We start from the raw sequence: 11,199 nt of genomic DNA on the forward strand, positions 1-11,199 counted from the left end.
GCCTAACCCACGGCTTCCGGGACGGCTGCCCATTTGCGCAGAATCTGCGCGGTGCGCTCCTCGTTGAGGTCGACCATGCGGGCAAGCCGGTCCTGCGGCGCCGGCCGGATTTTCTGGCGCAGGTCATCGAGCGGGGTTGCACCGGCGCGCGCGCCGGGCAGGGCGCCGGCCGGGGTCTCGGCGGTGATCGCGGCGACCGGCGCATCGGGCGTCGGCAAGGAACGCTGCACGTCGTCGAAGCTCGGGCCGGCAATTGCCGCGGGCCTCGCCGACGCCGTCAGCGCGGCGGCCATCGGCTTGAGGCCGAAGAACGCCACCAGGAAGACGACGACGATGAAGGCACCGGCATTGATCAGCGTGCCGGTGTAGGTGCCGATCGAGGCGAGGACGCCAGGCTGATCGATCGGCTCGCCGTCGAGGCCATTGATGAATTCGACCGCCGAGACATCGATGATGTCGCCGCGCTTGTCGTCGAAGCCGGTCGCCGAGGCGACCATCTTCTGGATGTCGGCGACGCGCTTGGCGATCTGTTCCGGCGTGGCGTCCTTGCCGAGGATGGTCTTCAGGCGATCCTGGTTGACCACGACCGCGATCGACATCTTGTTGACCGTGTAGCCGTTGGAGACGGTGGCGATCTTCTTGGAATTGATCTCGTAATTCGTGATCTCTTCCTTGCGGTCGTTCTGCGAGGTGGATTGCGGGCCCTCGGTGCTGGTGGTCTGCGTCTCGGGCAGGTTCTGCTCGACGCTGGTCGGGGTCGAAGCCTGCTTCTGGTTGCTGGCCTCGTTGGTTTTCACCGACTGCACCGAACGCTCGACGCGCGAGTTCGGATCGAAGATCGTCTCCTCGGTCTGGCGCGTGTCGGTGTTGACGTCGGCCTTGACGCTGGCGCGGAAATTGTCCGGGCCGAGATAAGGGGTGAGCGCGCGACGGATGTTGTCGCCGATCTGCGCCTCGACCGTCTGCTCGACGCCCAGCGTGCGCGCGGCGCTCGTGTTGGACGGGTCGTCGCCGGCCGCCAAAAGGTTGCCGTTGGAATCGAGCACGGTGACCTTGTCGGCCGACAGGCCGGGAACGGCAGCGGCGACGAGGTGGCGGATCGACATGGCGCTCTTCTCGGCATCGCTCCCGGCATAGCGGATGACCACCGAGGCGGAGGGCTGCTGCTCGTCGCGGCGGAAATTGGCGCGCTCGGACATGACTATGTGGACTCGAGCCGCCTTGACGCCGGAAATCGACTGGATGGTGCGCGCGATCTCGCCTTCCAGCGCGCGCACGCGGGTGATCTGCTGCATGAAGGAGGTGAGGCCGAGCGAGCCGACATTGTCGAACAGCTCGTAGCCGGCATTGGCGCTGGTCGGCAGGCCTTTCTCGGCAAGCAGCATGCGCGCCTGCGCGGTGGTGCCGGCCGGCACCATCACGGATGTGCCGTCGGAGCCGACATCGAAGCCGATGCCAGCGTCGGCCAGCACCAGTCCGATCTGGTTGACGTCGGAACGCTCGAGGCCGACATAGAGCGTCTCATAGGCAGGACGGTTGAGATAGACCGACGCGATGCCGATGATTGCCATGACCAGGGCCGCGATGCCGCCCATGAGCGCCAGACGCCTCACGCCGAAGCTCTTCAAATTCGCGATGATGCTCTGGATCTGTTCCGGCACGATTCAACCGCTCCCAGCATGACTGTCCGCCGGAAGACTAGACCGCGAAGCTTGTGCGAGGATGATAGGCGTGCCGCCGAAGGTCCAGCAAAGCGTCGACCCGGCCTCTTATCGAAAAACGAAAAAGGCCGCGCCCGAGGCGCGGCCTTTCGCTGGTCGGAATGTTTCTGTCGTTTAGCCGTTCTTGAACAGCGACAGGATCGACTGCGAGGAGCTGTTGGCGATCGACAGCGACTGGATGCCGAGTTGCTGCTGCACCTGCAGGGCCTGAAGGCGGGTCGATTCCTTGTTCATGTCGGCATCGACGAGCTGGCCGACGCCGCGGTCGATGGAGTCCATCAGGCTCTGCGTGAACGTCTTCTGCAGGTCGATCGAGCTCTTGGCGGCGCCGAGCACGGTGGCGGCGTCGGTAAGCTGACTCATGACGTTGTCGATCTTGGTGACCATCTGCGTGATGATGTCGTCGGTCACGCCCGCCGCCGTGATGTCGAGATTGAAGGCGGAAACGTTGTCGATCTTGACGGGCGTGCCCGTCACAGCTCCTTGGCCCGCGGTGTTGGCGGCGATGTCGGTGGCGCCGCCGGCGATCGAGGCCGCGTAGGCGGCATCATATGCCGACTGGTCCGCTGCGGTGGAGTAGATCGAAGTCTTGCGATCGAGAATGCCCTGGTTCTTGACGGCCGTTGCGAGGCCGGAATCGAACAGCTTGGTGCTCTCGACATTGATGTCGATGGTGCCGAGCGAGATGGCGCCGGACGAGGAGCGGTTGAACGAGGAGACGATCTGGGCGTCGGGCTGGACGCCGTCATTGGCGGCGGCGACCTGGGTTGACGTCACCGAAAGGTAATTCGAGCCGGAGAAGGTGGCGGCATCGGCGAAGGATTTCATCTGCGCTTGAAGCGTGGTGATTTCGGTCTGCGTCTTGGCCTTGTTTGCATCCGACTGGCCGACGGCCGACAGAAGCTTGGTCTTGAGTTGGCCGATCGTCGAAAGGACGTTGTTCATGCCGGTATAGGCTGTATCGACTTTCGAGGCGCCGAGGCCGAGCGCGTCCTGCACCGTGGAGAGTGCTTGATTGTCGGAGCGCATGGTGGTGGCGATCGACCAGTAGGCGGCATTGTCGGCGGCCTCGGAAACCCGATAGCCGGTCGAAATCCGGGCCTGCGTCTGCTCGAGCGATTTGTTGGTGGCGTTGAGGCTTTGAAGTGCAGTCAACGCCGCAGCGTTCGTCATGATGCTCGCCAAGAAACTCGCTCCTTCTCAAAAGCCGGCATGCCATACAGGCCGGGTTGGGCCTGTCCATCGGTTGCGAATCGTGCCGGTCGGGCCGATTCGACAACCTAAGTGATTGGTTAACCATACCTACCGCGATATGGTTAATGGCATGTTAAAAGTAGGCTTCCGAGAGGTTAGGGAACGAGGGTTGCGCGAGCCTTGAGCAAACGCAAATCGGGCCGCGCTTTTGGCGCGGCCCGACGCTTTGGTCCGGTCAGTATAAAGCGATCAGCCGCGGAAGAGCGACAGGATCGACTGCGACGAGCCGTTGGCGATCGACAGCGCCTGGACGCCGAGCTGCTGCTGAACCTGCAGCGCCTGGAGGCGGGTCGATTCCTTGTTCATGTCGGCATCGACGAGCTGGCCGACGCCGCGATCGATGGAGTCCATCAGGCTCGAGGTGAAGGTCTTCTGCAGGTTGATCGAGCTCTTGGCCGCGCCGAGCTTGGTGGCCGCGTTCGTCATGGACTTGAGCGCGGCATCGACGACGTTCATCATCGCCTGGATCTGAGTGTCGCTGGCTGCGGTGGTGCCGGAGAAGATCTTCAGGCTGGCGACCGTGTAGGTGTCGGTGGCCGCCGCAGCAGCGCCGAGCGTCGGGGCCGAGGCCGCGGTCACGACGCTGCCATCGGTGCCGAGACGGTTGGCGTCGAGGATACCCTTCGACACGGTTGCCGCGGTGCCGGCTTCATACAGCTTGATGCTTTCCACGTTGACGTCGATCGTGGAGATCGAAACCGCGCCGGTGGAGCTGCGGTTGAAAGCCGAAACGATCTTGACGTCGGCTGCGGTCGTGGCGGTGGCGCCGCTGTTGACCGACAGCATGTTGGTGCCCGAGAAGGTGGCGCCGTCGGCATAGGCCTTCAACTGATTCTGAAGAGCGGCAATTTCGACCTGGGTCTTTTCCTTCGAAGCATCCGTCTGACCGAACGAAGCGGTCAGCTTCTGCTGGATCTGGTTGATGGTCGTGATCGCGCTGTCCATGCCGGTGTAGGCGGTGTCGACCTTCGAGGCGCCGAGGCCGAGCGCGTCCGAGACGGTGGACATGGCCTGGTTGTCGGAGCGCATCGTGGTGGCGATCGACCAGTAAGCGGCGTTGTCGGAAGCCTGCGAGACGCGATAACCCGTCGAGATGCGGGCCTGGGTGGTGTCGAGGTTCTTCTGGGTGGCGTTCAAGCTCTGCAGCGCGGTCAGCGCCGAGGCATTGGTCATAATACTGGCCATGGTACTCGTACCTTATTTTTACACGGATTTTTTTGACATACCGGTATGTCCGGTATGACGGTGCGGCATCATGCCAATGACCGCTCGATTGGGTCACCCGCCATCTGCAGGCGACTATGGCGGCAAGTTGCTACCAAAGACCTAAATCGGACGGTTAATCGAAAATAATGTTGGAAGATTTGCGCGCAGTTTGCTCAAGCCGTCGAGGCTTGGCGCGGAACGCTCGCGCGGTCCGGCGGGCGATCAGGTGAAGGATCGCACTAGGCTGCCGACCAGAAGGTTCCAGCCGTCTATCAGCACGAAGAACAGGATCTTGAACGGCAGCGATACCACCGTCGGCGGCAGCATCATCATGCCCATGGCCATGGTGACGGTGGCGACGATCAGGTCGATGACGAGGAAGGGCAGGACGATGAGGAAGCCGATCTCGAAGCCGCGGCGGATCTCCGAGATCATGAAGGCCGGCACCAGGATACGCAGGTCGACGGTCTCGCGCGAGACGGTCTGGCCGCGCTCCCGGGCGAGGTCGGCGAAGAGGTCGAAATCCTTGTCGCGCACATTGTGCAGCATGAAGTCGCGGAACGGGCCGGAAATCTTCTCGAACGCCTCGCCCTGCGTGATCTGGTTGTCCATCAGCGGTTTGACGCCGGTGTTCCAGGCCTGATCGAAGGTCGGCGCCATGACATAGAAGGTCATGAACAGCGACAGCGAGATCAGGATCAGGTTGGCCGGCGTCGATTGCAGGCCGATGCCGGCGCGCAGGATCGAGAAAGCTATGACGAAGCGGGTGAAGCTCGTCACCATGATCAAAAGGCCCGGGGCCACCGAAAGCACGGTGAGCAGGCCGAACATCTGGATCAGATAGCCGACGGTCGTGCCGTCGGCCTTGCCGATGCCGCCGAGATCGAGCTGCTGGGCCGCGGCGACGGACGTGGTGACGACGATGACCGCCGTGGCTATGAGGAGCTTTCTCATTCGAGCAGCATCGTCCTGACGAGAACCTGTTTGGCGTGGCCGCCGCTGCGCAGCGCCGCGCGCTCCTCGAGATCGGCCTTGAGATGCTGGTAGCCGCTGGCGCCTTCGATCTGATGCAGCTTGAGCGTGCGCACATAGGCGAGCAGGTCCTGGTGGATCTGCTCGGTCACTTCCTGCGACTGCGGAGCATCGTAGAGCAGCGATGCCTCCAGCCGGATCCAGACTTCCGACGGCGAGGCGAGATTGGTGGTGATCGGCGCCAGCTGAACCAGCGTCGGCCCGGCGCCCGCCTTGCCGCCTTCGGCGGGTTTTTCCGCGGCGCCGGCGTTTTCCGGCGCCGCCGGCACCGGTGCCGGCGTTTCGCCCTGCTTGAGATAGCCGCCGGAGAGCCAACCCATGCCGACGGCCGCGCCGGTCATGGCCAACAGCATGGCGAGCTGGATCGCCAGGGAAGGTCCCTTTTTCGGCTGGACTTGCTCGACATTTGCCACGGCAGCGCTCTCCCGGTCCTAGAAGGGAAGAACCTGGTCGAGGATCTGCTGGCCATAGGCCGGCTGCTGGACCTCGCTCACACGGCCACGGCCGCCATAGGAAATGCGCGCCTCGGCGATGCGCTCGTAGGGGATGGTGTTTTCCGCGCCGATGTCGGACGGACGAACCATGCCGGCGATGGTCAGCACCCGAAGCTCGTAATTGACGCGGACCTCCTGCGAGCCCCTGATCATCAGATTGCCGTTAGGCAGCACCTCGGTGACGACGGCGGCGACATTGAGCTCCAGGTTTTCCGAGCGTTTGATCTCGCCGTCAGCATTGGTCTCGGTGCTGGAGCTCAGGCCGGCGTCGCCCTTGCCGCTGGTGCTTGCCTTTTCCCATCCGAGATTGACGTCGTAGCCAAGCTTGCGCGCGGCGGTGCGGCTGCGGTCGTTCTGGTTCTTGAAATTGGCCTTGTCGTTGAGCTTGATGTTGACGGTAAGGATGTCGCCGGCGCTCAGCGCGCGCGGATCGGTAAAGAGCCGGCTCTGGCGATCGTCCCACAGCGAGAATTTCTTCGGCCGCGAGGCAGGCGGCTCGGGATAGCTGTAAGGGCCCGGACCGCCTTCACCGATGCCGGAACCGACCGGCGACAAAGCTGGCTCCCTGCCGACCTCCTTGAGATCGGTACCGCAGCCGGCCAGGGTGGCGAGGGCGATCAGGGCCAGCAATTTCAACTTCATGACGGATCAACCCTTCGCGCTGCGCTGGCCATGATGCCGGTGAGCGTCGCCGCCGCCTTCTGGTCCATTTCGTTCAAGATGACGCCGGCCTTGCGCGAATCGAGCTTCATCAGGATGGCCGCCGCGAGCTCGGCGTTGACCATCGCCAGACGCTCGGCGGCGGCATCGGGCTTCATGCCGGCATAGATCTTGACGACGCCGTCCTCGGCACGCGCCAGGAACACCTCGCGGCGCTTCAGCCATTCCTCGTATTCGGCCCGCTTTGCTTCCAGCGCTTTCATGCGCTCGTCGATGCCGGCCTGCAGCTGCTTCAATTCCGCGGCCTGGAGAGCGTAGCGGCGGTCGCGCGCAGCATCCGCGATGTTGGAGCAAAAGCGCTGGATCTCGCTTTCGTCTGGCGCCTTGCCGCCTGCGAGCGCAGCGGGCTGAAGCGGCGCGCTCTCGTGTGTGAGCTGGGCCGGCTGAACCGGCGCCTGACCGCCCGGCAACACCTGCCGCACTTCGTCCGCGTGGGCAGCGGTGCCGCCAAGCAGAGCAACCATTGCCGCGATGGCCCGGAAGCTCAGGTGACGACGGGGTGTTGGGGAGGAAAGCGCGATCATCGGCGTGCCTATTGGAGAACCAGATCGGCCTGCAAGGCGCCGGCCGATTTGATGCCTTGCAGGATGGCGATGATGCCGTCGGGCTTCACGCCGAGGCGATTGAGGCCGGAGACCAGCGTTTCGAGGTCGGGACCGTCGAGCACGGCGACGCGCGCGTCGGGCCGGCTTGCCTCGATGGCGGTGAAGGGCTCGACAGCGGTCTGCCCCCTGGAGAAGGGTTCCGGCTGAACCACCTTCGGCGCTTCGGTGATGCGTACGGTAAGCGTGCCGTGGCTGATCGCCACGCGCGAGATCCTGACATTGCTGCCAATGACGATCGTGCCGGTGCGCTCGTCGATGACAACGCGGGCAGGGGCGTCGGATTCGACGACGAGATTTTCGATCTCGGCATAGAAACGCGCGGCGGAGACATTCTTCGGCCGCCTGATCTGCACCGTGCGGGCATCGCGTTCGGCGGCGACCCGCATCCCGAGGCGCTGCGAGGTGTAGTCGTTGATGGCGTCGGCGATGCGGATGGCGGTCGAGAAATCGGGATTGCGCAATTGCAGCGTCAACACGCCTTGGTCGTCGAACTCGGCCGGCACCGAGCGCTCGACGATAGCGCCGTTCGGCACGCGGCCGGCGGTCGGCACGCCTTGCGTCAACTGCTCGGCCTGGCCCTGGGCGGTGAAACCGCCGACGATCACCGAGCCCTGCCCGACGGCATAGATCTCGCCGTCGGCCGCCTTCAGCGGCGTCATCACCAGCGTGCCGCCGGCGAGCGAGGTGGCGTCGCCCATCGAGGAGACGTCGATGTCGATGCGGCTGCCCGACTGGACGAAGGGCGGCATGTTGGCGGTGACGATGACGGCGGCCACGTTCTTGGCGCGCGCGCTGCCGCCTTCGGTGGCGATGCCGAGATTCTCCAGCATGGCGCGGATCGACTGTTCGGTGAACGGCGAGTTGCGCAGGCTGTCGCCGGTTCCAGCAAGGCCGATGACCAGGCCATAGCCGACGAGCTGGTTGTCGCGCGCGCTCTGCAGCTGGGCGATGTCCTTTATGCGCGCCGCGACCTGGCCGGGCGGCAGCGTGCTTGGCCCGGTCGAGACCCGGAACATGCGCTGGGTGGTGGCTGGATCATATTCCGGATCGTCGTAGACACCGCCGTTTTTCTGCGCGAGTTCCCGCTTGGCCTTGGGCGTCAGCCCATCCGCCAATGCCGGCTGCAGGCCGATGGCGGCGCTCAGCAGAAGAACAAAGGCGCGCATCACGAAGCGCCGACCTTGATGGTGCCGTCGGCCATCACCGTGCCCGAGATGATCTTGCCGCTGTCGGTGTTGCGGATCTTGATCTGGTCACCGGCAGCACCTGGCTGCAGCGTAACGCCGGCGGCCGAAATGGTGAGCGCGCCGGCGGTGTAATAGACCTGCACGGAAGCGCCCTGCTCGACCAGCCAGGCGTCGCGGATGGCGGCCACCGGGATGTAGCGGCCGGGCAGCAGCGTGCGCTTGGCAACCTTGCCCTGAAGCTCCTCGGAGCGCGTCGCCATGCCGTCCGGCTTGTGCTTGCCGGGGATAAGCGTCACCTGCTTGAGCGAGGCGGGCTCGATGGTCTCGCCGGGATAGATGACCCGGTTGGGGATCAGCACGGCCTCGCCGACGACCTGGCCGGCGGCGATCTGGTTTGCCGACTGGCCGGTCGGGTCCTGCGCCAAGGCCGGCGTGCCGGCGGCCACCAGGACGGTGGCCAGCACGGCGCGACGGAGTGCGGAGGAGATCGGCCAGGCCATCATCCGTTACCTGATGTTCTTGGAGACCACCGAGGCCATGTCGTCGGCGGCCTGGATGACCTTGGAATTCATCTCGTAGGCGCGCTGCGCCGAAATCAGCTCGGTGATTTCCTTGACCGGATCGACATTGGAGGATTCGAGATACCCCTGCTGGATCGTGGCGAAGCCCGGATCGCCGGGGACGCCCACATTGGCCGGGCCTGACGCGGCCGTTTCCTGGAAGAGGTTGTCGCCGAGCGGCGCGAGGCCCGCTTCGTTGGCGAAGTTGGCGATCTGAAGCTGGCCGAGCAGCTGGAGATCGGTCTGGCCGTCGATGCGAGCAAAGACCTGGCCGGTCTTGTTGACGATCACCTCGACCGCGTTGGTCGGCACGGTGATGGCCGGAACGACATTGGCGCCGTCCACCGTCACGAGCTGTCCGGTGGCATTGGTGTTGAAGGCGCCGGCGCGGCTGTAGAGCGTGGCGCCATCGGCGCCCTCGATCTGGAACCAGCCCCTGCCGGTCAACGCCAGGTCGAAGCTGTTGCCGGTGCTGGTCAGCTCGCCTTGCGTGTGGACGTTGCGCACCGCCGTCGTCTTGACGCCAAGACCGATCGAGACGCCTTCCGGCACCAGCGAGGTGTTGGAGCGGTTGGGCACCCCTTGGGTGCGGTCGACCTGGTAGAGCAGGTCGGAGAATTCGGCCCGCGCCCGCTTGTAGCCGGTGGTGTTGATGTTGGCGATGTTGTTGGCGATGACTTCCAAATTGGTCTGCTGGGCATTCATGCCGGTGGCGGCGATGGCAAGGGCTTTCATGACGCTAGATACTCATTCGGCTGATTTCGAGATAGGCCGAGACGACCTTGTCGCGGATCGCGATGGTGGTCTGCAGCGCCTGCTGGGCGCTCAGCACCGCATCGACAACCTGGCGCGTATCGGCGTCGCCCTTCAGGGCCTGTATCGACATCTGCTCGGCGCCCTGCAGCGTGTTTACCGTCTTCGTCGCCGCTTGGCTGAGCACCTCGGCGAAGCTGCTGCCGACGCTTTCGCCGGACTGCGTTCCGACGCCGCCCTGCAGCAGGTTCGGTGACGCTTGCCCCGCCCCGTCAACCGCCGTCTTGAATTGTATTGCCCCGATACCGCCGATCATTACTGGTTCCTCATCAGGTCGATGGTCATGGAAATCAGATCGCGAGCCTGCTTGATGACCTGCAGGTTGGCTTCATAGGAGCGGTTCGCCTCGCTCATGTCGGCCATCTCGACCAACGTGTTGACGTTGGGCATCTTGACGTACCCTTTGGCGTCGGCGGCTTCGTTGCCGGGCTGGAATTCGATCGGGAAGTCCGAAGGATCGCGGGAGATCGCGTTGACTTCCACCAGCGAGCCGCCGGTTGCGCGGTCGACCTCGGACTGGAAGGTGATGGTCTTGCGGCGATAGGGATCGGCGCCGGGCGTGCTGCCGGTCGACTGGGCGTTGGCAAGGTTCTCCGAAACCACGCGCAGCCGCTCGGACTGGGCGCCAAGGCCGGATGCCGCGACTTTGAGGGCTGCAGTGAGGGCGTCCATGATCAGCTCTTCACCACCATCGTCATCATCGAGTGGAAGGCCTTGACGATCGCCGTGTTGAGCTCGAAGGAGCGGCGGACCTCGCCGGCTTTCATCAATTCCTGTTCGAGAACCACGGTGTTCTTCGACGGCATGATCGCGCCGTCAGGGTCCTCGGGCTTGACGTTGAAGCCGGCATTGGCCCTTTCGGCGCCAAGGTGGCCAGTCTGCGTGGCGGCAAGCGTCACCGCGGTCCGGTCGAGGACCTTTTCGAAGGGCTCGACGTCATTGGCGGTGTAGCCGGGCGTGTTGGCATTGGCGATGTTGGAGGCAATCGCCGACTGGCGCACGGCCAGCCATTGCGACTGCCGCGTGGCGAGATCGAAAAGATTTACGGGTTCCATGGGAATCTCCCGGACAAGTACGCGCAAGACTAGGCGGCCAGTCTTGCGTGGACCTTGCGCGGGGCGGGCTTGCGCGCTGGAGCCGGATGATTTCAGGTCTATGGACCTGAAATCTGAATCCGCTTCTAAATCAAGAAATAGAGCACGACGTCGTCCGAAAACCGCTTCACACTGTTCGGCATCATGCTCCAGCGGCTACTTCGAGAGCTGGATCACCTTGTCGGCGCTGGTGACGATCACCCATTTGCCGCCGCGCTGCTCGATCGAGGCGACGCGGCTGGAATCCGGCAGGACGGAGCCGCGCTGCACGATCCACAGACCGGTATCGTCCTCGATCATGGCGCGGCCGTTGGCGACATGCACCATCTTGAATTCCGAAGCGGCGGCCGGGAAGGGCTGGTCGCCGGGCGCCGGCGCGGGGTCGTCCTGCACCGTTCCGGTGGCAAACAGGTCGATATCGGAATTTGGAATATCCTTGACCGTCAGCGGCCCGCTGCGTTCGGCCGCAACGCCGCCGCCCTCGCGTCCGGAATTGCTGACGCTGCCGCCGAA

General features: G+C 64.2%; 13 protein-coding genes and 1 pseudogene. All 14 read right to left on the reverse strand.

What is annotated here, in order from left to right; all coding sequences use genetic code 11:
• Nucleotides 1–2 precede the first annotated feature (2 nt).
• Nucleotides 3–1,661, reverse strand: a complete 1,659-nt coding sequence (fliF, locus tag FJ980_RS10715; RefSeq protein ID WP_140542861.1) for a flagellar basal-body MS-ring/collar protein FliF — start codon at nucleotides 1,659–1,661, stop codon at nucleotides 3–5.
• A gap of 174 nt (nucleotides 1,662–1,835) precedes the next feature.
• Nucleotides 1,836–2,906: a flagellin gene (locus tag FJ980_RS10720; protein ID WP_140542862.1), complete on the reverse strand. Its 1,071-nt coding sequence runs from the start codon at nucleotides 2,904–2,906 to the stop codon at nucleotides 1,836–1,838.
• A 258-nt stretch (nucleotides 2,907–3,164) separates the two neighbouring features.
• The gene (locus FJ980_RS10725) at nucleotides 3,165–4,160 is read right to left on the reverse strand and encodes a flagellin (RefSeq protein ID WP_140542863.1); all 996 of its coding nucleotides are present in this window, start codon (nucleotides 4,158–4,160) and stop codon (nucleotides 3,165–3,167) included.
• A gap of 243 nt (nucleotides 4,161–4,403) precedes the next feature.
• The gene (gene fliP / locus FJ980_RS10730) at nucleotides 4,404–5,135 is read right to left on the reverse strand and encodes a flagellar type III secretion system pore protein FliP (RefSeq protein ID WP_140542864.1); all 732 of its coding nucleotides are present in this window, start codon (nucleotides 5,133–5,135) and stop codon (nucleotides 4,404–4,406) included.
• Entirely contained in the window at nucleotides 5,132–5,626 is a 495-nt protein-coding gene (locus FJ980_RS10735; RefSeq protein WP_140542865.1) for a flagellar basal body-associated FliL family protein, read from the reverse strand. The genes fliP and FJ980_RS10735 overlap by 4 nt, the downstream gene beginning before the upstream one ends.
• Nucleotides 5,627–5,644: 18 nt before the next feature.
• On the reverse strand, nucleotides 5,645–6,349 hold the full coding sequence (flgH, locus tag FJ980_RS10740; protein ID WP_140542866.1) for a flagellar basal body L-ring protein FlgH: 705 nt from the start codon (nucleotides 6,347–6,349) through the stop codon (nucleotides 5,645–5,647).
• Nucleotides 6,346–6,891: a MotE family protein gene (locus tag FJ980_RS10745; protein ID WP_246676386.1), complete on the reverse strand. Its 546-nt coding sequence runs from the start codon at nucleotides 6,889–6,891 to the stop codon at nucleotides 6,346–6,348. Before FJ980_RS10745 ends, flgH begins: the two co-directional genes overlap by 4 nt.
• A gap of 68 nt (nucleotides 6,892–6,959) precedes the next feature.
• Nucleotides 6,960–8,048, reverse strand: coding sequence for a flagellar basal body P-ring protein FlgI (locus FJ980_RS10750; RefSeq protein WP_246676389.1), 1,089 nt, complete (start codon nucleotides 8,046–8,048; stop codon nucleotides 6,960–6,962).
• Between the two features lie 149 nt (nucleotides 8,049–8,197).
• A complete protein-coding gene (gene flgA, locus FJ980_RS10755; protein ID WP_140542869.1) occupies nucleotides 8,198–8,722 on the reverse strand; it encodes a flagellar basal body P-ring formation chaperone FlgA in 525 nt (174 codons plus the stop codon).
• Nucleotides 8,723–8,725: 3 nt separating this feature from the next.
• On the reverse strand, nucleotides 8,726–9,514 hold the full coding sequence (flgG, locus tag FJ980_RS10760; RefSeq protein ID WP_140542870.1) for a flagellar basal-body rod protein FlgG: 789 nt from the start codon (nucleotides 9,512–9,514) through the stop codon (nucleotides 8,726–8,728).
• A 4-nt stretch (nucleotides 9,515–9,518) separates the two neighbouring features.
• Nucleotides 9,519–9,848, reverse strand: a complete 330-nt coding sequence (locus FJ980_RS10765; protein ID WP_140542871.1) for a flagellar hook-basal body complex protein FliE — start codon at nucleotides 9,846–9,848, stop codon at nucleotides 9,519–9,521.
• The gene (flgC, locus tag FJ980_RS10770) at nucleotides 9,848–10,264 is read right to left on the reverse strand and encodes a flagellar basal body rod protein FlgC (protein WP_095766383.1); all 417 of its coding nucleotides are present in this window, start codon (nucleotides 10,262–10,264) and stop codon (nucleotides 9,848–9,850) included. The genes FJ980_RS10765 and flgC overlap by 1 nt, the downstream gene beginning before the upstream one ends.
• 2 nt (nucleotides 10,265–10,266) lie before the next feature.
• On the reverse strand, nucleotides 10,267–10,647 hold the full coding sequence (flgB, locus tag FJ980_RS10775; protein WP_140542872.1) for a flagellar basal body rod protein FlgB: 381 nt from the start codon (nucleotides 10,645–10,647) through the stop codon (nucleotides 10,267–10,269).
• A gap of 195 nt (nucleotides 10,648–10,842) precedes the next feature.
• Nucleotides 10,843–11,199 (reverse strand): annotated as a pseudogene (locus FJ980_RS10780) (hypothetical protein); the annotation flags it as partial.

It is taken from the genome of Mesorhizobium sp. B1-1-5, from assembly GCF_006443065.1.
Taxonomy (GTDB): Bacteria; Pseudomonadota; Alphaproteobacteria; order Rhizobiales; family Rhizobiaceae; genus Mesorhizobium.

Excerpts from the sequence above, each read along its gene's own strand:
- FJ980_RS10725 (WP_140542863.1), bottom strand. The coding sequence starts at position 4,160 with ATGGCCAGTATTATGACCAATGCCTCGGCGCTGACCGCGCTGCAGAGC.
- fliP (WP_140542864.1), bottom strand. The coding sequence starts at position 5,135 with ATGAGAAAGCTCCTCATAGCCACGGCGGTCATCGTCGTCACCACGTCC.
- flgH (WP_140542866.1), bottom strand. The coding sequence starts at position 6,349 with ATGAAGTTGAAATTGCTGGCCCTGATCGCCCTCGCCACCCTGGCCGGC.
- FJ980_RS10745 (WP_246676386.1), bottom strand. The coding sequence starts at position 6,891 with ATGGTTGCTCTGCTTGGCGGCACCGCTGCCCACGCGGACGAAGTGCGG.
- FJ980_RS10750 (WP_246676389.1), bottom strand. The coding sequence starts at position 8,048 with ATGTTCCGGGTCTCGACCGGGCCAAGCACGCTGCCGCCCGGCCAGGTC.
- flgA (WP_140542869.1), bottom strand. The coding sequence starts at position 8,722 with ATGATGGCCTGGCCGATCTCCTCCGCACTCCGTCGCGCCGTGCTGGCC.
- flgG (WP_140542870.1), bottom strand. The coding sequence starts at position 9,514 with ATGAAAGCCCTTGCCATCGCCGCCACCGGCATGAATGCCCAGCAGACC.
- FJ980_RS10765 (WP_140542871.1), bottom strand. The coding sequence starts at position 9,848 with ATGATCGGCGGTATCGGGGCAATACAATTCAAGACGGCGGTTGACGGG.
- flgC (WP_095766383.1), bottom strand. The coding sequence starts at position 10,264 with ATGGACGCCCTCACTGCAGCCCTCAAAGTCGCGGCATCCGGCCTTGGC.
- flgB (WP_140542872.1), bottom strand. The coding sequence starts at position 10,647 with ATGGAACCCGTAAATCTTTTCGATCTCGCCACGCGGCAGTCGCAATGG.